Annotated in this window: 24 protein-coding genes; 10 read left to right on the top strand and 14 right to left on the bottom strand. The window is 47.6% G+C overall.

Annotated elements, in window-relative coordinates:
• The first annotated feature begins 3 nt into the window (after positions 1-3).
• The 5 genes from ASG16_RS15755 (at position 4) to ASG16_RS15735 (ending at position 4,477) form a co-directional block, all read left to right on the top strand.
• Positions 4-708 (top strand): response regulator transcription factor, encoded by a 705-nt coding sequence (locus tag ASG16_RS15755; protein WP_017250974.1) that lies wholly within the window; start codon positions 4-6, stop codon positions 706-708.
• On the top strand, positions 705-2,033 hold the full coding sequence (locus ASG16_RS15750; RefSeq protein ID WP_056496345.1) for a sodium:solute symporter family transporter: 1,329 nt from the start codon (positions 705-707) through the stop codon (positions 2,031-2,033). Before ASG16_RS15755 ends, ASG16_RS15750 begins: the two co-directional genes overlap by 4 nt.
• Before the next feature lie 22 nt (positions 2,034-2,055).
• A complete protein-coding gene (locus tag ASG16_RS15745; RefSeq protein ID WP_056496348.1) occupies positions 2,056-2,949 on the top strand; it encodes a DMT family transporter in 894 nt (297 codons plus the stop codon).
• Between the two features lie 131 nt (positions 2,950-3,080).
• Positions 3,081-3,527, top strand: a complete 447-nt coding sequence (locus ASG16_RS15740) for a hypothetical protein (protein WP_056496350.1) — start codon at positions 3,081-3,083, stop codon at positions 3,525-3,527.
• A 71-nt stretch (positions 3,528-3,598) separates the two neighbouring features.
• Positions 3,599-4,477, top strand: coding sequence for a phosphotransferase family protein (locus tag ASG16_RS15735; protein ID WP_082517324.1), 879 nt, complete (start codon positions 3,599-3,601; stop codon positions 4,475-4,477).
• Here the strand turns inward: ASG16_RS15735 and ASG16_RS15730 are convergent.
• From ASG16_RS15730 to ASG16_RS15720, 3 genes are read right to left on the bottom strand one after another with little or no spacing between them, the layout of a single operon-like run.
• Entirely contained in the window at positions 4,474-5,307 is an 834-nt protein-coding gene (locus ASG16_RS15730; RefSeq protein ID WP_056496357.1) for a carbohydrate ABC transporter permease, read from the bottom strand. The two genes, ASG16_RS15735 and ASG16_RS15730, sit on opposite strands and share 4 nt — an antisense overlap.
• On the bottom strand, positions 5,307-6,257 hold the full coding sequence (locus ASG16_RS15725; protein WP_056496360.1) for a carbohydrate ABC transporter permease: 951 nt from the start codon (positions 6,255-6,257) through the stop codon (positions 5,307-5,309). The genes ASG16_RS15730 and ASG16_RS15725 overlap by 1 nt, the downstream gene beginning before the upstream one ends.
• An 18-nt stretch (positions 6,258-6,275) precedes the next feature.
• Positions 6,276-7,595 carry an ABC transporter substrate-binding protein gene (locus ASG16_RS15720; protein ID WP_056496363.1) on the bottom strand — a complete coding sequence of 440 codons (1,320 nt, stop codon included), beginning with the start codon at positions 7,593-7,595 and terminating at the stop codon, positions 6,276-6,278.
• Positions 7,596-7,803: 208 nt separating this feature from the next.
• Between ASG16_RS15720 and ASG16_RS15715 the strand changes: the two genes are divergently transcribed.
• Positions 7,804-8,229, top strand: coding sequence for a MarR family winged helix-turn-helix transcriptional regulator (locus ASG16_RS15715; protein ID WP_048031864.1), 426 nt, complete (start codon positions 7,804-7,806; stop codon positions 8,227-8,229).
• A gap of 84 nt (positions 8,230-8,313) precedes the next feature.
• The gene (locus ASG16_RS15710) at positions 8,314-8,649 is read left to right on the top strand and encodes a DoxX family protein (RefSeq protein WP_056496366.1); all 336 of its coding nucleotides are present in this window, start codon (positions 8,314-8,316) and stop codon (positions 8,647-8,649) included.
• Positions 8,650-8,720: 71 nt separating this feature from the next.
• Here ASG16_RS15710 and ASG16_RS15705 read toward each other — a convergent pair whose 3' ends face one another.
• The 9 genes from ASG16_RS15705 to ASG16_RS15660 all read right to left on the bottom strand — a co-directional run bounded on the left by ASG16_RS15705 (position 8,721) and on the right by ASG16_RS15660 (position 19,716).
• Positions 8,721-10,046 (bottom strand): serine hydrolase domain-containing protein, encoded by a 1,326-nt coding sequence (locus tag ASG16_RS15705; protein WP_056496369.1) that lies wholly within the window; start codon positions 10,044-10,046, stop codon positions 8,721-8,723.
• An 89-nt stretch (positions 10,047-10,135) separates the two neighbouring features.
• Positions 10,136-12,073, bottom strand: a complete 1,938-nt coding sequence (locus ASG16_RS15700; RefSeq protein WP_056496373.1) for a sigma-54-dependent Fis family transcriptional regulator — start codon at positions 12,071-12,073, stop codon at positions 10,136-10,138.
• Between the two features lie 610 nt (positions 12,074-12,683).
• Positions 12,684-14,144, bottom strand: a complete 1,461-nt coding sequence (locus tag ASG16_RS15690; RefSeq protein WP_056496380.1) for an aldehyde dehydrogenase family protein — start codon at positions 14,142-14,144, stop codon at positions 12,684-12,686.
• An 18-nt stretch (positions 14,145-14,162) separates the two neighbouring features.
• The gene (locus tag ASG16_RS15685; protein WP_056496385.1) at positions 14,163-15,260 is read right to left on the bottom strand and encodes an NAD(P)-dependent alcohol dehydrogenase; all 1,098 of its coding nucleotides are present in this window, start codon (positions 15,258-15,260) and stop codon (positions 14,163-14,165) included.
• A 424-nt stretch (positions 15,261-15,684) separates the two neighbouring features.
• Positions 15,685-16,209 (bottom strand): hypothetical protein, encoded by a 525-nt coding sequence (locus ASG16_RS15680; protein ID WP_056496387.1) that lies wholly within the window; start codon positions 16,207-16,209, stop codon positions 15,685-15,687.
• Positions 16,206-16,691, bottom strand: coding sequence for a hypothetical protein (locus tag ASG16_RS15675; protein WP_056496388.1), 486 nt, complete (start codon positions 16,689-16,691; stop codon positions 16,206-16,208). The genes ASG16_RS15680 and ASG16_RS15675 overlap by 4 nt, the downstream gene beginning before the upstream one ends.
• A gap of 113 nt (positions 16,692-16,804) precedes the next feature.
• Complete coding sequence (locus ASG16_RS15670) at positions 16,805-17,614, bottom strand: alpha/beta fold hydrolase (RefSeq protein WP_056496391.1); 810 nt, start codon at positions 17,612-17,614, stop codon at positions 16,805-16,807.
• A 72-nt stretch (positions 17,615-17,686) separates the two neighbouring features.
• Positions 17,687-18,745 (bottom strand): P1 family peptidase, encoded by a 1,059-nt coding sequence (locus ASG16_RS15665; protein WP_056496393.1) that lies wholly within the window; start codon positions 18,743-18,745, stop codon positions 17,687-17,689.
• Between the two features lie 35 nt (positions 18,746-18,780).
• Entirely contained in the window at positions 18,781-19,716 is a 936-nt protein-coding gene (locus ASG16_RS15660; RefSeq protein ID WP_056496396.1) for a dipeptidase, read from the bottom strand.
• Between the two features lie 247 nt (positions 19,717-19,963).
• Between ASG16_RS15660 and ASG16_RS15655 the strand changes: the two genes are divergently transcribed.
• Positions 19,964-20,857: a LysR substrate-binding domain-containing protein gene (locus tag ASG16_RS15655; protein ID WP_056496397.1), complete on the top strand. Its 894-nt coding sequence runs from the start codon at positions 19,964-19,966 to the stop codon at positions 20,855-20,857.
• A 48-nt stretch (positions 20,858-20,905) separates the two neighbouring features.
• The gene (locus ASG16_RS15650; RefSeq protein WP_056496398.1) at positions 20,906-22,090 is read left to right on the top strand and encodes a hypothetical protein; all 1,185 of its coding nucleotides are present in this window, start codon (positions 20,906-20,908) and stop codon (positions 22,088-22,090) included.
• Between the two features lie 45 nt (positions 22,091-22,135).
• Here ASG16_RS15650 and ASG16_RS15645 read toward each other — a convergent pair whose 3' ends face one another.
• Positions 22,136-22,795: a DUF2306 domain-containing protein gene (locus ASG16_RS15645; RefSeq protein ID WP_056496399.1), complete on the bottom strand. Its 660-nt coding sequence runs from the start codon at positions 22,793-22,795 to the stop codon at positions 22,136-22,138.
• 151 nt (positions 22,796-22,946) lie between these two features.
• Here ASG16_RS15645 and ASG16_RS15640 point away from each other — a divergent pair, with 151 nt between their 5' ends.
• Positions 22,947-23,537, top strand: a complete 591-nt coding sequence (locus tag ASG16_RS15640; protein WP_056496400.1) for a TetR family transcriptional regulator C-terminal domain-containing protein — start codon at positions 22,947-22,949, stop codon at positions 23,535-23,537.
• 79 nt (positions 23,538-23,616) lie between these two features.
• Here the strand turns inward: ASG16_RS15640 and ASG16_RS15635 are convergent, their stop codons facing one another.
• Positions 23,617-24,591: a Gfo/Idh/MocA family protein gene (locus ASG16_RS15635; protein WP_056497375.1), complete on the bottom strand. Its 975-nt coding sequence runs from the start codon at positions 24,589-24,591 to the stop codon at positions 23,617-23,619.
• Positions 24,592-24,634 lie beyond the last annotated feature (43 nt).

Raw genomic sequence — 24,634 nt, 5'->3', positions numbered from 1 at the left:
AAGATGAACGTACTACTCGTGGATGACGAACCGTTGGAGCTGGACCAACTCGAGTATTTGATTCAGCCCATGTTCCCCTTGTGGAAATTCTACAAGGCCGCAGATGGCAGTCAAGCCATGGCGATCAGCCAGAAGGTTCCTCTTCATCTCGCCTTTCTGGACATTAATCTTCCGGGGAAATCCGGGCTGGTGCTTGGTGAAGAGCTGAGAGCCCAGCACAAAGATATCGAGCTCATCATTGTAACGGCTTATCAAGATTTTCATTATGCCAAGCAATCGATCCGTCTCGGTGTCGTGGATTACATCACGAAGCCCGTCATTGAGAGCGAGCTGGTCGACATTCTGAAAAAATATCAGAAGAGCCCTGCCCTCTCTGCTTACACACGAATTATTTCCGATGCGATGAACATCATTCATCAAAAATTCGCGGAAAAGCTGAATTTGGCTGATCTTGCCGCAGAGGTCCATATCAATCCGACGTATTTGAGCCGCCGTTTTCATGAAGAAGTAGGCGTCTCATTCTCTGAGTATTTAATGCAGTACCGCATTCAAATGTCGAAGAAGTTCCTGATCGCTCATCCTGATTGGTCCATATCGACCGTTGCCGAGCGGACTGGCTTCAACAGCCAACACTATTTCAGCACCATTTTTCGCAAGGTAGTGGGGAAAACCCCGAAAGAATACCGGGACAAGGGGAATGCATCTTGACCTACTTATCGTTTCGCGAATACGTGGTAGGTGCAGCAAAGATCGGCATTGGGCTTGGAGTCGTCTCGATCCTCGCCCGCTGGGTGACCGGAAACACAATCTTCGGTTCACCGGAAGCACTCGTCAAATACGGGATATTTGGCGGGATCGGCTTCGCTTTGATGGGAGCATTTGCCCTCAGTATGTTTGGCCTGCTTGGGCGTAAGGTCCGCCGTGAGTTATCAGAAGGGATGACCATCGGGGATTACATGCGAGACAAGCTGCATCCGTTTGGTTACTGGCTGATGATCATCATTCTTTTGATTACCACGATTGAAGCGATGTTCGTCCAGGGAATGGCTGGGGGCGTATTGTTGAACATCTTGTTTGGCTTACCGATCCCGCTCGGCTTGCTCTGCTTTTTTGGATTCTGTGTGCTGTTTGCTGGCATCGGAGGTATCCGCTCGATCCATCGTTTTGCCATCGTGCAAATTGTCATTACGTTTGCAGCCATCATCCTGATTCCCGTCTACTTTTTCGTCGGAAAAGGGGTCGAGCACGTCTATAACGGACTGCGCCTTTACCATCCTTACCTTCTGGTGCTCAACAACAACGAGGGTCTATTTTTTATCATTACCGGGCTGTTGATTGGGTTTGGTCAAGTCTTTGTCGATCAGGCATCGTGGCAGCGGCTCTATATGATGGAAGAGAAAAAGATCGTCCCTACCTTTCTGGTGTCCGGACTCATTTTTGCAACCGTACCACTGGCGTTTTCCTCGCTGATCATCATCGTCCTTTTTACGGGCGGCTTTGATGATATTTACTCGCTGTTGTTTGATCTCGTACGCAAGATTGACACGATGATATTGCTTGTATTATTTGTCCTCTGTGCCTTTGGTGCGATCATGTCCGCTTTTGGTGCAGGTCTTCATTCCATGATCAGTCTGATGGTCAACAACGTCTACCAGCTCTTCCGCCCAGACGCTTCTGAACGGCAAAAAATCCGTTTGGGCTACATCCTTGCCATTGCCATCGGTGCGCTTTCGTATGGTTTGACGATCTACTTCCAGCCGACCTTGCTGGATTTGCTGTTTTTCTTTGGCATTATGTATGCCTCGCTGTTTTTGCCTATCGTCGTCATCGTGTTGACGAAGGGGAAGGCACCTACTTTCATATTGATCAGCGCAGTAATGGGATTCGTCGCAGGCTATAGCAGCCGGATGTACGTCGATCCGATGATGGCAATCTGGATTGCCTCCTTATGTACAGCTCTGGTCTTAACGGCCTACTTGTGCATGACCTGGCTATGGAAACAGTACATCCGAACGCCGGATCACACTCGCTGACCCACAGGAAGGAACGAATCCTATGCTACGCTCCTACTTGCTGCTCATTTTTTGCGTAACCGCTTGGGGCAGCAATTTCGTCTTCGGGAAAATGCTTGTCGCTGAGTTTTCTCCGCTCTTTTTGTCGGCTATGCGTCTCTTGTTTATCGTGTTGTTTCTGCTCATCTGGTCCAAAGGGCGTCTGAAAATGCCAAAGCTCTCTCGTACGGACTGGCTCTTGCTCGCGGCACTGGGAGTAGTCGGCGTATTCATCAACCAGTGGTCCTTTTACAAAGGGCTCGTTACTGCTGATCCGACCACCTCTGCCCTCATCCTGGCGCTGACGCCGATTACAACGGCTCTCTTGGCTGCCTTGTTCTTGAAAGAATCCCTGACTGGTCGCATGGCAATCGGTTCGGTGATCGGTACATCAGGTGTTTTATTCGTCATTTATACAGGGGCAGAGCTGCATTTTGATGTCGGTATCCTCTGGATTGTATTGACGATGCTGACGTTCGCTACCTCGATCATACTCGTCAGGTTGTTGGGACATCGACTCCCTCCACTCGTGACGACACTTGTATCCAATCTGATCGGCTTCGGATCGATGCTGCCTTTTGTCCTGATCAGCATCCCTACGGCCACGGTAAGCACGAGCCTCTCATCCTGGCTTCTCTTGTTTGTCACTGCTGTCGTCATGCACGGCATAGTGACTCTAATCTGGAACAGTCAACTTCAGAAGGTAGGTGCCGCCAAAGCCGCGATGTTTGCGAATCTGGAACCGTTCATCGCCATGCTTTTTGGCTTGTTATTGTTGGCAAAGCCTGTAACAGCCGTACAGTTTTTCGGAGCGATTCTCATCATCGCGGGCGTGACCTTGACCACAACCTCCAAGGAGCCACGTGAAAAGAAGAAGCTTTCCTCGCTTTCATCCTGAGTAAAGCAGTTCGCCGCACTTTTCATACTAAAACAGTCGGAATTGTAGTTGAGAAGTACAATTTCATTGCTTTATACTAGAAGAAGGGCTGGCGATATCTGTTTATAGAGTGATAAGAGGAGGGACAGTCCATGTCTACCGTAAAACTATCCCAATGGGAAACGATGCTGTTAGAAGCAGCCCGTTCCCATGGATTCGTCGATGAAGAAATCATCCACAAGCTGAGAACAGGTGACCCTGCGCCTTTTTCGGACGTGGAGGGCGGTAAGTACGATTACACCCATCTCTTTGAACTGTCCAAAAATGATCCCTCTACGCTGGAAGCTGCGATTCGCGAAGGCTATCAGATCAAGTTCACCACTTTTAACGGGATCAAGTTTTTACTGAACAAGCGCTACAACATCCAAGCGGAGCGCGATTATCAAGTCGAGGAAACAGCGCTGCACCACGTTCGCTTGCCAGACGATGCCTTGGCGTGGATGCGCAGGACAATCTCCCCTAACTGGCGAATTGTTGAACTAGAAAAGCTCGCGGACACCAAAGAAACGCTCGTCAGATTTGAACTGGCAGCATCGTAAATACAAAAGAGCACTTTCCTTAGGGGAGAGTGCTCTTTTTTCGAAATGCGGGTATTGGAAGGAGAATCATGATGACAACGCAAGCGTATATCCAGCACATTCAAGCAACCTATCCGGAATTGACCATTACTTCCGCCTACTTTAACGAAATGGGTCAAAACAATGATGTGCTCATCGTCAATGACGCATACGTGTTTCGCTTTCCGAAATATACGGCCGGAATCGAGCAACTGAAGGTCGAAACGAACATTTTATGCACGGTAAAACCATATCTCTCCCTGCCGATTCCGGCTCCGCTCTATTTGTCCTTTGCCGAGGAACTACCTGGGCGGGTGTTTGTCGGATATCCGCTACTCGAAGGTGAGCCTTTTACCCGCGAAGCTTTTCAAGCAGCCTCTCGTCAAAACTCGGTACCGACTGTCGCTGCCCAGCTTGCACAATTTCTTCATGAACTGCACCAGCTACCCGTCTCCTCCTTGCTCCCGGAGCTTATCCCTGGCGATTTTGACATGGTCAAGCAGTTGACTGAGCTGTATGAACAGATTGTTTCGCAATTGTTCCCAGCGATGCGTGAGCAAGCGAAAAAGGATGTGGCCGAGCGGTTTGAATCGTACCTGGCAGACCCTGCCCATTTTGATTTTCAGCCTTGCTTGACTCACGGAGATTTTGGCACAGGGAATATCTTGTACTCCCCGGCAAAACAACGTATCACAGGCATCATCGACTTTGGCGGCTCCGGTGTGGGCGATCCGGCATACGACCTCGCTGGACTCTATGCGAGCTATGGCGAACCGTTTTTGCAGCATTTCACTCCGGTGTACCCCCAGCTTGAGCAGGTGATGACAAGAATGAGATTTTACCGCAGTACATTTGCCTTGGAAGAAGCGCTGTTTGGTCTGGAAAACGACGATGAGACAGCGTACCAGGCTGGCATGCGGGACTACATCTAGCCCTTTACAGCACCCTGTGTGAGCCCTTCCACCAAATACTTTTGGCAAAAGGCAAACAACAGCATCGTCGGAATGACTGACAGCACCGTAGCTGCCGACATCGCTCCCCACTCGATATCGTACTTTTTGATGAAGGCATTCATTGCGACCGGAATCGTTTTGACTGACTCTTCATCAATGAACAGAACGGCCATAATCAGCTCGTTCCAGCATTGCACGAAGGCGAAAATAAACGTGGCCGCAATTCCGGGGAGCATGATCGGCACGATGACGCGAAACAGGGCGCTCAACCGGGAACAGCCGTCCATCATCGCTGCTTCCTCCAAGGCGTTGGGTATCCGTTGAAAAAAGCCAGACATGATGATCGTACAAAACGGTATTAGCATGACCGTGTAGATGAGCATCAACGAAAACAGACTGTTTAAGATGTGCATCTTGGACATCATCATGTACAACGGCGCCATGCCAATGAACATCGGGATCATTTGGGTGACGAGAAATCCGAACATCACCTGCCGCTTCCCTTTAAATGAAAAGCGGGCCAACACGTAGCCGCCGAGCATCGCGATGAACACGACCATAGCCGAAGCGACCAAGGAAACGAGAAAGCTGTTCCAGATATACACCTGAAAGTGAGAAATCTGAAAGATCTCCAAGTAGTTGATCAGTGTCACCTGTTCCGGCCAATATTGAATCGGGAGCGAGAAGATTTCCTTTTGACCTTTGAGCGACGTAATGATAATCCAATACAGCGGGAAAATCGCGAACGCAAGAAACAAGGTCAATACAATCGCTCTGGCAGTCCTCCACCCTAGATGTTCACGGTGCATCAGAAGTCCCCTCCCTTCTCTACTTTGGTCGCTTTCACGTAAAAGATCGTGAATAACATCAAAATCAGCACGATGATGACACCCACCGCCGAGGCTTGCCCGTAGTCTTGTCCAAAGATGACTTTATCGATCATGTAGGTAGCGAATATATGCGTGGAGCCTGCGGGAGCTCCATTCGTCATCGCGTAAATAATGTCCGGGAAGTTGAGAATCCAAATGACCCGCAACAGGATCGTCACCAGCATCGTTGGCATGATATACGGCAGTGTCACCCGCCAAAACTGCTGAATCCGCCCCGCTCCATCCATCGCCGCCGCTTCGTACAGCTCCTCCGGGATCGATTGCAGGGCAGCCAGAATCATGATGGCAAAAAACGCGACGCCATACCAAATATTCGCGATAATGACGGCAGCCATCGCCCAAGTTCCGTCCGCCAAAAAGGAGATCGGCGCATCGATCAGACCTGTTTTCAGAAGCAAATCGTTAATGACGCCAAACTGGGCATTGAACATCCACCGCCAAATCAGCCCAATCAGAAAGCCCGACATCGCCCACGGGAAAAAAACAAACGCCTGGTATATCCCTCTCCCGCGAAATTTTTTACGCATCAAGAGGGCCAGCATGAATCCAAACAGCAATTGGAAAACGAGCGAGAAAAACACCCAGTAAAAGCTGTTCATGGCAACACGAGGGAAGTCTGGGCTTGTCAGTACGTTCACAAAGTTGTCCAGCCCGATGAACTGAATATTCATCAAGTCAAAGAGCGTGTAGTTCTGAAAAGACATGATGATTCCACGCACGAGTGGATAATACGTAAAGACCGAAACAAACAAAAGGGCGGGCAAAAGGCACAAAAATATAAAGCGACCTTCTTTGGAGATTCGGAACGATTTCTTCCCTTCCGGCACAACCTGCTTCGTCGTCATGACGATGGGTTTTTGTGTGTCCAAGCTACCATCCCCCCACGTCTACTTTCGCTCGGCTTTTTCTTTTGTCCAGTATTCATCCCATTTTTTCAACAGGTCCTCTGCGGTGAGCTGATCGAGCAAAAAGCTCTGAATATCTTTGTCTGCCGTGCTTTGCCAAGCTCCCCAGCCTTTGTAGTCCACAGGACGTGAAACGTCGAGGAACTTCGTCGGCTGCTGGCTCATCTCAATAAACGGCTGGAAGTAACCTGTCTTGTAAAATTCATCTTCTGCCGCGCTTTTCACGACAGGAATCGTGGAAGTCTTTTTCGCAAAATGAGTGCTCTGTTCAGGATCAGAGAGGAATTCAATCAGCTTCCACGCCTCTTCCTTGTGCTTCGAGTACGAAGTCATCCCCCAGCCCGGCCCACCGACTACTTGTTGCGCGACACCTGAAGGGCCAATCGGAATCGGAGCGGTCGCCCACGTCCCTTCCTGCATCTTCTCCTTGGCTCCATCGATGACGTCAGGGTCTTGAATCAGCATGGCAGTCGAACCGGCTACAAAGCCCTGTACCATCTCCTGAAAGCCCCAGCTCACAGAATCTTTTGGAGAACCTTCTTTGTAAAGCTGTTTGTAATACTGCATCGCTTCTAGTGATTGCGGCGTGGAAAAGAGTGTGCGTCCATCCTTCATGAAAAAGGCGGAGTCAGCGTCGACCTCTGTCCCGTTGTAGGCCCACATGGTGATCAGTGCGTAATCCCACCCGGTCGCACCTCCCCGGAAGCTGTACCCGTAGCGGCTTTTGGTTGGGTCCGTCAGCTTTTTGGCTGCGATCAAGAGCTCATCCCACGTTTTCGGCACCTCGATCCCTGCTTCCTTAAACCAATCCGTCCGATAATACAAGACGCGCTGGTACAGTCCATTCGGAATGTAATAAGGAGTTTTGTCCACCCAAGTGGCTCGACGTTTGGCGACGTCAGTTAGCTGATCGTAATTTTTCCATTTCTCTGTGTAGGGCTTCAAATTTTCAATAAAGCCGTTCATCGAAAACTGCTTGGCATTGAATTCGCGAACCTCTAGCACGTCCAGCTCTTCTTTTGCCATCAGCATCTGTGTGATCTTCTGATCCGCTCCTTCAAATGGCGGTGAAATCAGATCGACTTTGATCCCCGGATTCTTCGCTTCAAACTGGGCTAGCATTTCTTTTAAAAGCGCAGTTCGTTGTGGGCTAGTAATGCTCTCTACCATTTTTAGCGTGACGCCATTCGCACCTGACGGCGATGTTGAGTCAGGAGTGGCCGCTGGCTGACTACAGCCTACAAGCAATGCTGTCGCCATCGTTAATTGGAGCGCCACAGAAATCCAGGAACGAAATCCCATACACGAACCCCCTCATGATCTTTTTGTAAGACAGTTCGTATTATATTAAATATTCTGAATTATAAGTTTTAATATCTTTACCAGTTTTTTCGTTTTCTTTACTCTTTTTTCAGTGAGGCTTTCCTGACACTATTTATTTGACTAACTGGAATAAATACGTTAGCATTTTATATGCTACAGCATATAAATGAAGGGGGTTGGATTTTCTATGGAATTATTCAATCTGACCGGATTTCTTCTTCACCGAACAGATATGAAAATGACGAACTATTTTAAGAAGAGGTTAAAACAATTTGAGATCACGCCAGAGCAATGGGGCATTCTTAGTGTCATGGATGGAGAAAGAGCGATCACACAAAAGGATCTTTCGGATGCGATTGACCGCGATCAAACCACCGTCGTTAGAATGATTTACTCGCTTGAAAAAAAGGGAATCGTTATTCGCACGTTAAATGACGCGGATAAACGCTCTCATAACTTGTTGCTGAGTGACAAAGGGATGGAGCTAAAATCAAAGCTTCTACCCGTCGTTACCGAAGCGCATAGCCATGTAACGCAAAACCTTACCGATGTAGAGATTGCGGAATTACATGCATTGCTAGACAAGCTCTATCAAGTAGTAAAAGATGAATAAATGGAGATGCAAATACTTTTTTAGTAAATACATGCTATAGCATACATTCAATTGATACTGAACAATGAATGTGAGGAAGCTGTCATGACCCTAATCGTTTTGCAAGTCATCGTTGCGATCTTCTTTATGTTTACAGGTACAAAAATTATTTCCGGTAAAATGGCGAATGAATTTGACCGCTTTGGACTCCCTCCCATCTTTAACTTCTTAACGGGCTTTATTGAGATCATCAGTTCCATTGGCTTGATTATTGGAATATGGTTTTCGATCGCTGCATTACTATCAGGATTGCTTTTAGGCGTGACTATGTTGGTAGCTGCTTTCATCCTACTTGTGATAGCTAGAGATCCTTTTCCGAAAGCAATACCGGCGCTCGTTCTTTGCTTTCTGTCCTTTTTCATCTCGATGTATCATTATTAGTCATAACAGCGGCGAGTCCAAGACTTTATGATCATGTCTTGGCTCGCCGCTGTTTCATTTATGGAGTCAGTCTAGAACTTGTCTTCACTCCTACAGAGCATCCTCAGCCCCATGAGGACCGCCCATGCTTGCTTGTGTTTTTTGAAAAAGAAGCGCAGGGGTTGTCCGTTTTGTACATCGATCAGCGTATCGTGGCTGCTGGCCCGTAATTCGTACTCAACACCAGCTACCTCTGCAACAGGAGTATCATCTCGAAGGAAGAGTCGCAATCTTCCGCCTTCCCCTGACATGTACGTCCCGACGAGTTTCTCCAGTTCTTCTCTCGTTGGCGAATAATGCGGAGCTTCGTCTTCTTTGTGTGCAAGCGGCAAACCAAGGGAAGCATTCACAGCAGCCAGCCAGACGTTGCGAATTGGCACGTTTTCCAGGTTGGAAAGAACGGTGACGACCAGCCCTTTTTCCGGTACAAACCCGAAGTTCGACGACACCCCGGGCTGACCGCCCCCGTGCTCAACTAGCGTTTTTCCTGCATAATTGGGCGTTGTTTTGAGCGCATATCCGTACCAGGCGTCTTTTGTCAGTCGATGAACCGGCTGCCACATGGCTCTAAGCGAGGCTCCATCTGCGACCTGCTTCTCTTTGTAACGCCCGGCATGAATATAGAGCTGACCGTATTTTAGCAAGTCAACGACGCAGGAGCGGATGCCTCCCCCCACTTCATAATTGCCGAGCGAGGGCCACGGTACTTTTTTTAGTTGCTGCACCTCCCCTTTGACATAAGGGACCGAGACATCGGAAAAGCGAGCGACTTCTTCCAGGTTATACGTCGAGCGATTCATTTCGAGCGGTGCTAACAGACGTTCTGTTACATAGGTACGGTAGCGCTGCCCAGTGACACGCTCGATAATGGCTCCCAGCAGGAGAAACATGTCGTTGCTGTAACTGATGTACTCACCTGGCACACCAAGGGGGTCAAATTGGACTTCGTTCAAATAGGCAATATGCTCGGGAAGTTTCGTCAGTTCTTCACGGCGAAGCAGTGGTGGAACACCTGAAGTGTGGGAGAGCAAATGGTGAAACGTGATTTTGTCAGTATGTATGTCTCCCTTTACTTGCAAATCAGGCAAATAGCTGCGAATTGAGTCGTCAACAGACAGCTTGCCTTCTGCTACGAGCTGCATGATGGTTGCAGCCGTAAACGATTTGGTAACCGAAGCAATGCCGAAAATAGTCTCGGGTGTTACTGGCTGATTCGTCCCCAGATCGGTGACACCAAAGCCTTTTTGATAGATGGTCTCACCATCCCGGGAGATGCCAATAGAGAGCCCCGGCACCTTTTCCTTCTCCATGAACTGCTGCACAAATGCTTCCAGAGCTGAAATACTCGCGTGGTCCATTCCTATTCCCCTGCCTTCGGCTATTAGATTCTAGTTAGCAAAAAGAGTGTTCCAAAAGCCTTTCAACATGCCTTCGGAACACTCCTTTTCTACGTAATCTCATATTTTTTCATTTTATTGTACAGCGTGCCCCGTGAAATCCCCAGCAGCTTCGCTGCTTTCGTGAAGTTGTAGCGGCTATCGTTCAATGCTTCCACGATTTGCGTACGTTCATCATCTAGCGGCGTGGGCTGTAAAAGCTGCTTACTGTCTTCTGTTGTCCCTGTTGACTCCTGGATCATATCCGGTATATGCCATGGGAAGATTCGGTCATCCTCCGCAAAGACGACAGCATGCTCGATCGCATTTTTCAGCTCTCGGACATTTCCCGGCCAATCGTACAGTCGTAGTGCGTCTATTGTGTCGGGCATCAAGCGGTATGCAAACGAACCGTGCCTATGCGCGCCCAAAAAGTGTTCGGCCATTGGGACGATGTCTTCTGTTCGCTCGCGCAGTGGCGGGACTTTTAGTTCTATCGAATTCAACCGGTAGTAGAGATCCAAACGGAATTGTCCGGCGTCTGCCATTTTTTTCAGATCCTTATTGCTGGCAGCGACGATCCGAATGTCCAAAGGACGAGCTTTGTATTCTCCGATGCGGGTCACCTGCTTCTCCTGCAATACCCGCAGGAGCATGGCCTGAATGGGTAATGGGAGCTCCGCGATTTCATCCAGAAACAAGGTGCCCCCATCCGCAGCTTCAAACAGCCCCACTTTTCCTTCCTTCAAGCCGCCCGTAAACGTCCCCGGTGCATAGCCAAACAACTCGCTCGCCACCAGATCATGGGCAAAGGCTGCACAGTTTACCGCCACAAAAGGCTTATGTCTTCGCAAGCTATGTTCGTGAATGTACTGGGATAGCACTTCTTTTCCCGTTCCGCTTTCCCCGATCAAAAGCACAGACATATCACGCCCAGCGACCTTGTCTAATTTTTGCAGCAACCCAAGCCACTGAGGTGATTCCCCCACCATTTCTTTCGCAGTTCCCTTGCTCGGCAGTCCACGATTTTGGGATGGACTATCGGCAATTCCAACGATTTTCGCAGAACGCGCAGGTTGACGACGCATTTGAATAAGCGCACCGATCAACCGATTTTTGTAAAACACGAGCTGAAGTCTGCCTGCAGCAGGATCAGGCGAAAAAGGCAAAGGCCGCTCAACCGGAACGATAGTGGATAACAAGGAAAGGTCCGATTGCTCCTGACAGGATTGGAAGAAGTGCTGCCAGTCGAATCTGTGGTACCACTCTTGCTGGTCGCTTGTAGCCGGATCATTGCTCCGTACGATCTGCCCTTCCAAATCAATGGCCACCAGTAAATCATTGGAAATGGACAACTCTTTTTCTAAAAACGTATTTTCAAGATACAATCGATGAATTTGAAGCTGATTGAAAATCTCCATCTCCATGCTTTTCGCGACCGTTTGCGTTAAGACTAAGGCATGGGCAGGAAAATCTTGTGCAAAGCTCGTCAAATCCAATACGCCAATCACCTGTTTCGTGATCGGATGAAAAATCGGCACACCCGCGCAGGAAATGTTTTGCCAGCTCTCACAAAAGTGTTGTGCATCGTGGATGACGACTGGCTGTCCCGCCACGAGGGTGGTGCCGAACGCAGTCGTTCCGCATAGCTCCTCGCTCCACACTCCGCCTGGAACCGCATTGAAGCTGGTTAACAACTCCATCAATTGGTGGTCGGCATTGACATGGAGTAATCTCGCTTTGTGATCCGCTAGTATCATGGAATATTTTGTATGGATGAAAGATTGGATCTTTGGAATAATCGATTGATATGCATGGTATAACAGGCTGGATTCCTGTAGTATGTGGACATCCATTTGGTTGAGTACTTCAGGCGTTTTTCGCAAATTCGGATCGATTTTATAGGACAGGCTCCTGCTCCACGATTCAGAAATACTGACGGGAACATCAGCTTTTACCTGTCCGGCTGAGAGAAACGAATCTCTAGCCTTTATCCGATTTTTGTACATAGCCTACCCTCCCGTCTAGTTATCTCTCCTTCTTTTATTATACCTCTATGTCGGGCTATAGTGGTGGGGAGAAAAAAGAAGAAAACGCTCAAGTTCTTGGGCTACCTGCTAGGAGGTCATCCCTGCCCAGCTCCATGGAAAAAAAGAAACCCGCGTCCAAAGTCGCGTCTCTGCGAAGTATTTCAGAGGTGGACGCTAAAGGCAGGTTTCCTTTTTCCATTGCGCTTCGGTTGGTATCCCAAAGACTTTCGCTTATTTCTTCTTTTTTCTCTTACCAGCTTGGGTGGTTGTACTCGCTTAAAAGATTACTGCTTAGGTTAAGCTTACGAAAATACTTCGATGCAAAGCTTGCGAGATCATTGCATCCCCTCATGAATAAACGAACAAAGACTTTGACAAAAGCTGCGTAGAAGAAGCGCATTTCCAGTCAAAGCGCCTCTGGAGCCCGTCCCAGCGTAGGAATAAATTATTCCGAAGCGGGCAGTCAATCCCCCTTGCGGGGTGTAGGCCGAAGCGTAGACTGGAAATGCGCTTCTTCCCCCGCTACAGCTACAAAAAACAAAACAAATCCCTTCGGCCTTTTGAACCGAGGGGATTTGACATTTCATAATTAAAACGGAAACGGACGAGCTTCCTTCTGAACGGATACCCAGCGTGGAGACGTAAACTCATGCAGGGACCAATCGCTACCATGGCGTCCCAAGCCGGATGATTTTTCTCCGCCAAATGGTACGTTTGGCTCGGTGTTGATGCTTTGATCGTTGATATGCATCATACCTGTTTCGATTTGCAGAGCGACTTCTACGCCATGCTCCAAATCCCGTGTAAACAATGATCCGCTCAAGCCAAAATCAGTTTCGTTTGCGATGCGGATTGCTTCCTCTTCGCTATCCACCGGCAAAATATTGGCAACAGGACCGAATACTTCATTCTTAGCTGTCGCCATATCATTTGTGACATCTGCCAGAATCACTGGCTCCATCAGTGTGCCTTTCACTTCACCGCGTTTGATAACACGCGCACCTTCCGCGATTGCTTGATCGACCAAGCCTTGAATTTTATCCACTTGTCTTTCGTTAATAAGCGGACCGACAAAGGTATTCGGGTCTGCTGGATTGCCCGCTTGGATGACGGAAGCTTTTTTGGCGAAAGCGTCAATAAATTGATCATAGATTTTGCGATGAACGATAATGCGGTTCAACGCCATGCAAACTTGTCCTTGGTGGAGGAACTTCCCGAAGACAGCCGCACTTGCCGCTTGCTCGACATCTGCATCCTCCAGGACGATCATCACGTTGTTTCCGCCTAGTTCCAGAGAAGCTTTTTTCAGGTTTCTGCCGCAGATTTCGCCGATTCGACGACCAGCAGCGGAAGAGCCTGTGAAGGAAATGACTTTTGGAATCGGATTTTCAATCATGGCATCGCCGATTTCCGCAATATCTGCAACGACTACGTTAAACAAGCCTTTTGGCAATCCCACTTCTTCGAGCAGCTTCGCGATGACCAATCCACCGGAGATGTACGTTTGCAGATCCGGCTTGACCACAACGCCGTTACCAGTAGCCAAAGCAGGGATGATAGCGCGGATAGACAAGTACAGCGGGAAGTTAAACGGGCTGATTACCCCTACTACCCCAACTGGCAGATGGTAGACGCGGTTTTCTTTGCCCGGAATAAAAGAAGGCAGGATTTCACCTTTCATCCGTAATGGCAAAGACGCGTATTCCTTAATATCGCCGACCACAAAATCAACTTCCGCGTTTGCTTTTGCAAATGTGCTGCCTGTCTCGGAGACTAAAATATTCACGAGCAGCTCACGATTTTTTTCTACCGCTTCTGCGATTTTGTGAATGATGCCAGAGCGAACGTACGCATTCGTTTTTGCCCACTCTTTTTGTGCTGCTTTTGCAGATTCGTACGCCTGCTCTACATCTTCAACCGTAGCCAGCTTGATGCTCACCAGCTCGGATTGATCGTATGGGTTGCGGTTGGTATAGCTATTCTGGCTCTTGCCTTCTCGCCATTCGCCATCAATGTATTGTTTTGTGTACTCGTTGAAAATGTTGCTCATATGAAGTGTCCTCCTAGCTTAGTCCATCTTGATGATTGCTTTGATTGTTTTACCGCTATGAGAATCGGCCACCGCTTGATTGATTTCATCGAAACGATAGAATTTTACCAGCTTGTCCATCGGGAATTTCCCTTGCTTGTACAAATTGATCAACTGCGGAATGAAAATGCGCGGTACGCAAGCCCCTTCTACTACGCCAGTAATGGTTTTGTTGAGTAAGAGCAAGTCGTTCGTATCGATTTTCTCATCGGTTCCGAGTGGCGGTGCCCCGATTTGCGCTACGACTCCGCAAAATGTGAGTGCATCGACAGCTTGACGCAATACGCCTGGTCGACCAGCAGTTTCTGCTGCATAGTTTACGCCGCCATTGGTAATTTTCTTGATCTCTTCTACCGGATCAACGTTTCGCGCATGAATGACATGGGTCGCACCCAGTTCTTTTGCCAGTTCAAGACGATTATCATGCACATCGACCGCAATGATCGTACCACAACCAATTGCATTCGCAGCCATGATCGCGCTAAGCCCAACCGCTCCTGCACCAAACACGGCAATGCTTGATCCTGCCTCTGGTTTCAGCCTGTTTATGACCGTGCCACTACCTGTTTGAATACCGCAGCCAAGCGGTCCCAAAAGAGCCAAATCTACATCTTTGTCTACTTTCACCAAATTACGCTCGTTTACAATCGTGTACGTTCCAAAGGAGGACTGACCGAAGAAGTTGGACAATCCTTTCTCTTCACAGTGATGTCTTTTTGTCCCATCTTCCATATTGCCAAGGAAGTTCAGCTCGAAAAATCTTTCACATACATACGGACGTCCGCTCAAGCAATAGTGGCATTTTCCGCAATGGGCAAAACCGAGCACCACATGATCACCAGGCTGTACATAGGTAACACCCTCGCCTACCTTTTCAACTACACCTGCACCTTCATGGCCCAGAACGGCTGGAAGTGGAACGGGATATTCTTGATCGCGCGCAATCATATCTGTGTGGCAAATTCCAGAAGCTACGACGCGAATCAGAACTTCTCCATTCTTAGGTTCATCGAGTTGAATCGTTTGAATACGAAATTCTTCACCTTTTGAGTGAGTAACAGCAGCTTTCATTTGCATAAAATATCCCTCCGGTGATTTCTTCGCACCACTCGATCATTTTTCGAAGATTAACCTACCAGATTCATTTATGATTTCGTAAAAACACATGAATATAACACCTTGCTGTAGGAAATGAAGAAAAATCCAATCGAGTGTCGTGCGTCGAGAGTAACGTAATCGTTTCTCTTCTCCGAGGATTATTCTATTAGCAATTTTCATGCCAAACATATTTTCGTCTGAAAATAAGCGAAATCTGGACGCTATCCGTACTTCTTCTACGTGTACATTGTTCGATTGCCTTTGAACGATTTGAACAAATTGTCTAGCTCGCATTGAACAAATTGTTCAATTCAGTCCAAAAAACAAAGGCATCGCCCTCTTGTTTGCAAGAACGGGCAATGCCTTTTGATTTTTCCTAGGTATTTCTAGCTGGGAGAGACCGTTATTTGGCTTTCCCCCATTCAACCTCTTCCCATTCAAATGAATAGGCCAACACATCGATACAGGAGTCATGCGCGCATAATACCCAATGCTTTACTTTAGGGGACGTAAAGCCAAATGCTTCTTTTACTTTTGACTCCACTACTTCGTAAAATCCTGGGTTTGGGCAAACATCGGTTTTGTCCCATTCGTCACGAAAAGACAGTCTCCCATCATAGTACTGATCGAGTATGCTGAAATCATATCGCTCGTAGCCCTGCATTTTACCGTACATCGTAAAAAGACAAATTGGCCGGAAAGTAATTTTGATGATAGCACTGCCCGCCTTATTGTATTCGTCGTCCGGGATGTCCTCCCCATACTGCTCTTGCAGCCTAGACAAGACTTTATCGTAGCGCTTTTGATTATATCCACACATCACTTCCACGCTTACTTCCCGCTCCTCATAACCAGTAAAACCGACGAAATCATGTGAGGGGCTGATCATCCAGGGAACTTCGACAGGTACAACTTTCATTTGGCTCATCGATTTACCTCCGCTTGAAAGAACACCATTTCATCAAATGTAATTCCCAGATAGGTGTACTTTATATTGACTCTGTTTATCGCTTCATGATGAATAACACTAAGTCCATAAATTTCATCGTTTTTCGTAGCAGTACCCTCAGATGTGCCAGCTTTCATCGCTATATCCTCTATATTCTGAAATCCATAGGGTATTGATTCCTTATTATCATAATCGTCAGTTACGATGAATCCTTGTAAAGCATTACTAACCTGTACTTTTGTTTTTGATGGTTTTTCATTGTTATTAACCGAGACATCTATTATTTTCACTTCACCAAAGCCCTTATTACCCATTCCCACAACAACAGATTTATGATCATTGCTTGAAGCAAGCGTACCAACATCCAATGGCGGATTACCTTTCACAAGGAAATAAAAACCTCCCACAAATATTGCTATAAGTAGTATAGAGATCCACAGTTTCTTCTTCAATTTCCCCATCCTTACTCGTTATTTTTCCACGTCTATTGAAAACTATATTTTGGTAATTTCTAAAAGAAATAGCCGATATCCTGCACCAAGGCAGAAATATCGGCTTTCTAAACCTCTCCTTATCAAGAGTTAATAAACTCCATCAGCTTCTTATTAAAATCATCCGCCTGACAAATCGGCAAGCCGTGTCCACTGTTATCAAACGGAAACAGCTTCGACCCTTTGATTTGCTGCTGGGTAAGCTCGGCGCTTTTGAATGGAATCAATTGATCGTGAATCCCATGAAAGATTCCGGTTGGCACACGAATTTGACTCAAGTCTTTTGTTACATTCTCTCTCGATGCTGCTTGCAATATTTTGATGAGCGCATAGGAAGCAGAATCCAGCCCCATTTTTACAAACCACTGAAGCGTAGCAGTCCCTAAATTTCGGTTGAAAAACTGCAAAGAAACCGTGTTTAAAAACTCAGGTAAATTGGCGTACATCTGACTAATCAGCGCATCCGCCTGCTCCTTTGGGACGCCGTATGGAGAATCCGGCATTTTCACAAAGGAAGGAGAAACCGCATCCACTAGCGCTAGCTTGGAAATATGACGCCCCTCATAACGAGACATATACCGAATCGAAATGGCTCCACCCACTGAAAAACCTAGCAAGACGGCATCCCTTATCTGTAACGCTTCCAAAACGACATAGATATCATCTGCTAAGCGATCATACGTATAGCCGCTCCACGGTTTGTCTGATTGGCCGTTGCCGCGGATGTCCATGGCAACACAACGGAACCCGTGCTGGGGAAGTACGTTGAATTGGTAGGAATACATGTTATGGTTGAGCGGCCAGCCGTGAACGAAAAAAATCGTTTTGCTACTCGGGCCAGGGTTGAGGTCTTCAACAAAAACCGTGACACCCTTTTCGACTTCGATATACATAACCCTACCTCCTGTTTCACACCATGCACCTCTTTACACTCAAGGTATGTCACCAGTTGTAGGGTTATGTTACTACTCTCCTATGCCTTGACTTGGATACGCATGAACGATGCGTCCTTTTCTTCCCCTAGTCGTGACTGCTTGCGCAAGAGAATGATAGATGGCTTCTTCTGTCGCTTCTGCTGCTGCAGCAAACAGCTCGTTCATGATCGGGTGATCCTCACGTAGTTGCACGCGCGTTTCCGTAACGGCTGTTGTCTGATGTAGAATTTTTTGTGCTGTGGAAAAAGCGATAACGATGTCGCCGCTCCCGTGCCCAAAATGGCTCCCCGTGCGTCCCAAACCGATTCCTGCGCGCTTTGCTACCCGAAGCAGTTGTCGATCACTGAGCGGCGCATCTGTCGCCAGTACGATGATGATGGAGCCATCCTCGGACTTCTCTACTGCGTTTTCACTGCTTTTGCAGCTTGTAAACAGATTTGCTCCCAAGAAATCATTCTTGTTGCCAAAGTTGCTGAGTACCAAAGCCCCCAATGTATAGACCTGCTCCTCAGCCACCACGATACGAGAAGACGAGCCGATACCACCTTTATAGCCAAAGGCAATCATCCCCGTCCCTGCCCCGACAGCGCCTTCTTCTACGGCCTGGTCCGTTGCGTTCAGAATCGCTTCTCTAGCATGTTCCGGGCGCACGACACAGCGGCGTATGGAATTGAGATGGCCATCATTGCATTCGCCCACGACAATATTGATCGTCCCGGTCGTGTCCCCGATCTCTTCGTTCGTATCCAGCATGTATTGAAGAGTCCCTTGTGTAACTGCGGGAACGGAAAACGTATTCGTGAGCATGATCGGCGATTCCAATACCCCCAGCTCATTTACTTGCACGAGTCCCGTCGTTTTGCCGAAGCCATTGATCACATAGCTGGCTGCGGTTACCTTTTCGCGAAACAAGCTACCGCTATGTGGCAAAATGGCTGTCACACCGGTGCATGCATAGTCCTCGTTGTCCAGCTCATGCTGGATCGTCACATGTCCCACTCGGACTCCGGCTACATCCGTAATGTCATTTTTCTCACCGACCGGCAGCCTCCCGATTGTCGCACCGAGCTGCCGAATTTTTTTCGTCATGCATTCCATTCCTTTCGTAAGGCTATGCCGATCGCTTACACGGGACGATTGCGCAGAAAGTTCTCGTAGGCAAACCCGCGCACCTCTTCTTCCTTATAATGCTTGAGCAGCTCATTGATCAGGTTTTGGCTCTGACCCGCATGCTCCAAGTTCACTACCTTTGCGGTAATGCCGTCGAAGTCTGATCCTAGCCCGATATGACGCACGCCACCGAGCGAACAAAAATGATCGATATGCTTGATCAGATCATCTATCGTGGTTGGTGTCGTTTCATTGATAAACTGGGTGCAGTAGACGACATGTACATTCGCGCCTTTCGCAAATAACGCTTTTGCCTGTTCATCCGTAAGATTGCGTGGATGGTCGCAGATCGTCCGTGCATTCGAATGACTCGCGATCGGGTATGTAGCGAGCTCAATCGTATCCCAGAAGCTACCCTCCCCTAGATGCGAGACGTCCGTCAACATTTTATGCTCATTGTGGAACTGAATGATTTCCTTGCCAAAAGTCGTCAGTCCGGCATTCCTCGGTTCCAGCGCACCATCCGCAGCGAGATTCGCGAAGTTCCAGGTGAGGCCCACAGAGCGAACCCCTAACTGATACAAAATGTGCAGCTTCTTCAAATCGTTGCCGATTGGCTCAACACCTTCCAACGTCAGCAACGCTCCAATCTCGCCCTCTTGCAAATGGTCGAGATCGCTCCAATCACGGATTTGTTTCATTTCTGGATGTTTTCCGAGCACCTCTGAATAAAAGTAATGAATTTGATCCAAAGCTTTTTGAAAACGTTGCTCCGTGGACAATTCAGGTGATGTCCAGATGGCATAGCACTGTAGCTTTACCCCGCCATCGTGTAACCGTTTTTTGTTGACGTCCAGCTCGTCCGCATCCGCAAAGGACAGAGCCCCATTTTTCTCCCAAATTTTCAGAAGTGCATCACAGTGCAAATCGATAATCGGCATCTTGGTCATCTGTATCCATCCCTTGTGCTAATTTCCTTTGAGAACACTACCTATTCTGTTAATGTTAAGGTAATGTATTTTGGAGAGCGAATCCAATAAATTATTGCTATAAGTCACTTAAGAAAACATTATCGAGGCTTGTTTGAGGAGGAGCGGCCGTGTTTTTGCGGAAAGTTTAAGTATGGTCGCTTTTACACTGTGCAGCACGTAAACTTTCCTATGCGATTTGAAAATTCACATAATGGAGCCACTACTCATGAATATGGAGCAAATGGAAGCATTCATCTTTGTCGCCCTGACCGGGAGCTTCAGCAAAACGGCTGATTTGCTCTATCTGTCACAGCCCACGGTCAGCATGCGGATCAAGGCACTCGAGACAACTTTGGGCTGTAAACTGTTTCAACGTACGGGTCATACGATTTCTCTTACAAAGGAAGGCGATCTGTTCCTTCCCTATGCGAAAAACATCATGCACATGCTGCAAGAGGGACAACAAGCGATTCAGCGATCGCAAGGCGATGTAGAGGGAGAATTGACTATCTCCACCGTTTTTGTCTCCGCCTTTTACATTTTGCCTGACCTCGTCCAGCAATTCCAGCAACTGTACCCCAAAATCAAGCTGACGATCCTCACCGGGCATTCTCATCAGGTGCTGGATATGGTTCTGAACCACGAGGTGTCATTCGGAATTGCTCGTGCCGTTACCCATCCACAGATTAACCGGATTCAACTGATGCCGGACGACATGGTCTTAGCGATTTATCCCGACCATCCTTTCTCTTTCCGCCATCAGGTTTCCATTGAAGAAGTCGCACGTGAGCGACTGATCTTGTTCAATCGGGGCTCGCTCGACTGGAAGCTGATCAACAATGCATTCAGCCATTTTCAGCTACAAAACAATGTCGTCATGGAGGCTGACAACATCGAGGTCGTGAAGCGGATGGTGAAACAAAGGCTGGGCATCGCCTTTTTACCTCGCTTTGCCATCTCCAAAGACTTGTGCGAAGGAGATCTGCAAGAAGTAGACGTCCTGAATCTGCCGCAAATCAACCGGAACTTCGAGCTGATTTACCTCAAGGATACACCTGTTCACGGGATTATGCGTACGTTTATCGACTTTTTGATGCAGAGCAAAGCCTTGCAGCAGTAGGTTAGCCGCCACATTCTATTCATTCAGATCCCCTGGAGGTGATTTCCCATGTCGTCTCACAAAATCGAGCACTCCGCCAAAGCATCTGATCGGCGGCTGCCCGTACAACAAGTCCTCCCTCCAACTGCTCCATCCGTCATACCGGATAGCCAGTCGCACTTCATCCAACTGCAGAAGTCGATTGGAAATCGAGCTTTGATTCAGTTAATGAAGTCCCAGAGACAAAGAACAGCATTTGTTCAAAAAACAAGTTCACTGAATCGTAACGGCGAACCGATACAACGTTTTAAAGGGGAAGACAAGCATAATACCGGTCGAAGAGAAAAAGCTCGTAACCAAACGAACGAAGATATGAAACTGGATCATACCATATCACAAGAGTCACTTGAAAATTTTACGGGTCATTTGGACTTGATCAAACTTGCTTCCGAATCCAAGAAAACTTTTTATTTTGCAACCAAGGAAGCATACACCAATAATGAAGGGGAACAGCAACAAATCAAGGTGAAGAATGTGAAACGTGTTCCTAGCGAATGGCTAGACAAAAAGCCAGAAAATTTATCGGAGTCAAAAGGCAAATATCCTGCTTTGTCAGAAACAAGCTTCACTTGGGATTATATGGTGACTAACTATAAAGTATTAGAGCGATCTACCGAATTGTCCGATAACGCCCACAAAGCAATGGGCAAAGGCCGAATCACTGGAAGTGCCGATACATACGAAAATGACGAGAAAATTACTTTCCACGTGATTATCCCCCAAAGTTGTTGGCAGCACATTTATGATCGGCATACAATAGCTGGCTTTGCAAATGACATACAATCAATTAATACATTTTGGAAGGATGACCCCATTACTAAAATTACTCAAGATCTTCTTCAACCCGAGATCGAACTGCTGGTCGATAGATTGGTCAACCTGAGTAACCTGAACGAAGACGACTACTATGATTTTAAGGGAACAGCAAATAAATTGTTCTTTCAAGGTGATATGGATGTTACCTTCCAGGAGGTCGAAGTCAAATCTGGAAACAATGCCGAAGACGAAACAGATGATTCCAAAAATAACAGACATAAAAAATCAAAAACAAAAAATATCAAAAACAAAAAAGTTAAGAATGAAGTAACAAAAAAAATAATCAATAAGATAATCAATATTTCACTGAAATCAATTGCTCCGGAACATCCCGACTTGGCCTATGCAATCGAACCGAGTATTTTACAACAAAAATAAAGCCTCGCATCAGCCTAACCTCGTCGGTTCTGATGCGAAGCTTTACTAGGAAGCACTGAGCCGCTCCCTTGCTTTTCTCGGCGCGCGCAATTTCGTACGAATAATGACCTCCGCCGTCACGACAAGTCCAATCAGAGCGACATATACACCGATTGTATAACTGAGCTCATACGGCAATCCTACTACCTTCTCTACGATCAGCTTCACGAGATGAATCAGCATGTTGGTGAACAAGAAGACGAAACTCCGGACCATCCATTCCTTATGCTTCATGACTTGACGCTTTTTGATTTTGACAAGCGCCGTAATGGTGATAGCAGGCCAGATGATGTTCAATAAATGAAATGGCCAACTCGCCACTTTTCCGCCCGTTACATAAGGGGCCATATAACCGGATGTAACTACGACAACCAACACACTAAAAAGATAGACATAGCCTGTTACTTTATGTAGCTTGCGGTTCTGTGCGAGCAGCTTGTCCGAAAAGTTAGCCACTCCACAGACCAGCGCAATCAGGGCGAAAACCAAATGAACATACATGACCGTGAGCCAGATCGATGTGTTCATTCGTTCTTTGTTGTAAGCAGATTTGTGACTGAGAAAGCCTTTCGCTTCTGGATCGATGATAAAGTTTTGCACGAGTGCATACGTGATCGCTATACATGCGACGAAAATGACAATCGAATACGGTTTGATACGGTTCATCCTGCCTCACAACCCTTTGTTCGATTTTAGAGACCGAACGGTTCGGTCTCTTTTTTGATTTTACATGAATGCCTTCTTTCGTACACGAGAGAAATGTTACAATAACTTGGACGAATATAGACCGTGTTGGCCGAATGAAAGGACTATCGCGATGCGAAAAGGCGAAAAAACAAAGCTGCATATTATCCGGAAGTCAGCAGAGCTGTTTAATCAAAACGGCTATACAGGAACCTCCATGCAAGACATCATGGATGCTACGGGCCTTACCAAAGGCGCTCTCTACAGAGGTTTTTCCAGTAAAGATGAAATAGCAATAGAGGCCTTCAAATATGCTGGTGAAGTATTGAATGAACATTTTGCTGCTGCGCTAGAAGAACAGGACACAGCCGCTGCAAAACTCGTAGCCATGGCAAAGGTATATTCTGATGCGGTAAACAATCCCCCGCTCCAAGGCGGCTGCCCGCTTCTCAACACAGCCGTCGAAAGTGACCATTCGTTCCCTGTTCTTCGCGATTATGCCGTCGCCGCTTACCAAGAGACGATATCCTTCATGCAGGGATTGCTGGAAGAAGGAATTGCCCAGGGAGAATTTCGTTCCGAATTGGAAGCAGAAGCAGTCGCATCGGTTATCTTCTCTTCCATTGAAGGAGCCATCATGGCAAGCAGACTCACCCGCGACAACAAGCATGTCCATTTTGCCATCAAGCAAATTGAGCAGCTTTTACAGACATACAAGCCTTAGCAACAAGAAAAGAGCAGGCGCGCAGGATGTGATCTCCCTGCCTACCTGCTCTTCTTTCATGGACTGTTCCTGCTACTTTCTATTTGATGTAGTGTACTTTTTCATGTCCGAGCAATGCTTCCAGCACTTGCTGTACTTTCACGCCTGTCTCAAACGTAACCAGCCTAGCATCTCCACCATTCATCGCAATGGACAGCTCATCCAACAACAGGGAGAGACGGTCTTGCTGAGGAATTTCAGCGGGAACGAGCGCTTCGCCGTGTCCACCCACAAACAGATTGCTCCAGTTCACGACACTCAGCGTCCCTTTTGACCCGTACACGCGATAGTCCAAATGCTCCTGATGCGCAATACCCGCCAAGCCATTGATCGTAACCGGGGTACCATCTGTCAGACGCAGGAAGGCCGATACACCTGTTTCGCATAGCGCAGGATCTGCTGGATAGTCTACCTCTGAGCGGACTACATGCAGGTCTCCGAAGAGCTCGTAGGTCAGGTGAGTGAAATGAGGCAGCACTTCACGGATGAAACCGCCTTGCTCACGACCAGCCAGCCAAGGTGTTTGCTGCCATGGACGCGGCCACTGGTGAAAATGCGTCAGGATATCGATGCGGCAGACATCTCCGATTTCTTCGAGTCTGCGGGAGAGTTCAGGAAAAACGCCTTGATAGTAGAGCGGGAAGTTCATCGCATGGACAACCCCCGCATCATTTGCTGTCTCCAGCATTTCTTGCGCTTCTGTCAACGAATTAGCCAACGGCTTTTCGCAGAGCAAATGCTTTTTGTGTGCCAGTACATCCAGAGCAATCGCATGATGGAACTTGGGAGGAACCGCCAAATAGATGACGTCCAGCTCTACCTTTTTCAATAATTCCTTATAATTTGTGTACCAAGGCACATCACCGGACTTTTGTGCGGCTTCCTGTGCTCTCTCCGCTGATACATCACTCACTGCGGCTACTCGAAATTTTTCGTGGGTACGGATCGCGTTCATCATGCGCTCGCCCATGACGCCTGCCCCAATCACCCCAACGTTCCATTTCACTTGGTCCATCTGCATTTCCTCTCTTCCTGGTGAATGTTCGTCTTCGTGCCTC

It is taken from the genome of Brevibacillus sp. Leaf182 (genome assembly GCF_001423865.2).
GTDB lineage: Bacteria > Bacillota > Bacilli > Brevibacillales > Brevibacillaceae > Brevibacillus > Brevibacillus brevis_C.
Note: the sequence above shows the minus strand (reverse complement) of the source record. Positions and strands in the feature narration are given on the sequence as shown.

Bases quoted from the DNA above. Each gene is read 5' to 3' on its own strand.
- ASG16_RS15685 (WP_056496385.1), bottom strand. From the start codon at position 15,260: ATGCAAATGAAAGCTGCTGTTACTCACTCAAAAGGTGAAGAATTTCGT.
- ASG16_RS15755 (WP_017250974.1), top strand. From the start codon at position 4: ATGAACGTACTACTCGTGGATGACGAACCGTTGGAGCTGGACCAACTC.
- ASG16_RS15660 (WP_056496396.1), bottom strand. From the start codon at position 19,716: ATGACCAAGATGCCGATTATCGATTTGCACTGTGATGCACTTCTGAAA.
- ASG16_RS15670 (WP_056496391.1), bottom strand. From the start codon at position 17,614: ATGTATATCGAAGTCGAAAAGGGTGTCACGGTTTTTGTTGAAGACCTC.
- ASG16_RS15700 (WP_056496373.1), bottom strand. From the start codon at position 12,073: ATGTACAAAAATCGGATAAAGGCTAGAGATTCGTTTCTCTCAGCCGGA.
- ASG16_RS15680 (WP_056496387.1), bottom strand. From the start codon at position 16,209: ATGAGCCAAATGAAAGTTGTACCTGTCGAAGTTCCCTGGATGATCAGC.
- ASG16_RS15655 (WP_056496397.1), top strand. From the start codon at position 19,964: ATGAATATGGAGCAAATGGAAGCATTCATCTTTGTCGCCCTGACCGGG.
- ASG16_RS15690 (WP_056496380.1), bottom strand. From the start codon at position 14,144: ATGAGCAACATTTTCAACGAGTACACAAAACAATACATTGATGGCGAA.
- ASG16_RS15720 (WP_056496363.1), bottom strand. From the start codon at position 7,595: ATGGGATTTCGTTCCTGGATTTCTGTGGCGCTCCAATTAACGATGGCG.
- ASG16_RS15735 (WP_082517324.1), top strand. From the start codon at position 3,599: ATGACAACGCAAGCGTATATCCAGCACATTCAAGCAACCTATCCGGAA.
- ASG16_RS15640 (WP_056496400.1), top strand. From the start codon at position 22,947: ATGCGAAAAGGCGAAAAAACAAAGCTGCATATTATCCGGAAGTCAGCA.
- ASG16_RS15730 (WP_056496357.1), bottom strand. From the start codon at position 5,307: ATGCACCGTGAACATCTAGGGTGGAGGACTGCCAGAGCGATTGTATTG.
- ASG16_RS15645 (WP_056496399.1), bottom strand. From the start codon at position 22,795: ATGAACCGTATCAAACCGTATTCGATTGTCATTTTCGTCGCATGTATA.
- ASG16_RS15635 (WP_056497375.1), bottom strand. From the start codon at position 24,591: ATGGACCAAGTGAAATGGAACGTTGGGGTGATTGGGGCAGGCGTCATG.
- ASG16_RS15675 (WP_056496388.1), bottom strand. From the start codon at position 16,691: ATGGGGAAATTGAAGAAGAAACTGTGGATCTCTATACTACTTATAGCA.
- ASG16_RS15745 (WP_056496348.1), top strand. From the start codon at position 2,056: ATGCTACGCTCCTACTTGCTGCTCATTTTTTGCGTAACCGCTTGGGGC.
- ASG16_RS15710 (WP_056496366.1), top strand. From the start codon at position 8,314: ATGACCCTAATCGTTTTGCAAGTCATCGTTGCGATCTTCTTTATGTTT.
- ASG16_RS15650 (WP_056496398.1), top strand. From the start codon at position 20,906: ATGTCGTCTCACAAAATCGAGCACTCCGCCAAAGCATCTGATCGGCGG.
- ASG16_RS15705 (WP_056496369.1), bottom strand. From the start codon at position 10,046: ATGGACCACGCGAGTATTTCAGCTCTGGAAGCATTTGTGCAGCAGTTC.
- ASG16_RS15740 (WP_056496350.1), top strand. From the start codon at position 3,081: ATGTCTACCGTAAAACTATCCCAATGGGAAACGATGCTGTTAGAAGCA.
- ASG16_RS15715 (WP_048031864.1), top strand. From the start codon at position 7,804: ATGGAATTATTCAATCTGACCGGATTTCTTCTTCACCGAACAGATATG.
- ASG16_RS15665 (WP_056496393.1), bottom strand. From the start codon at position 18,745: ATGACGAAAAAAATTCGGCAGCTCGGTGCGACAATCGGGAGGCTGCCG.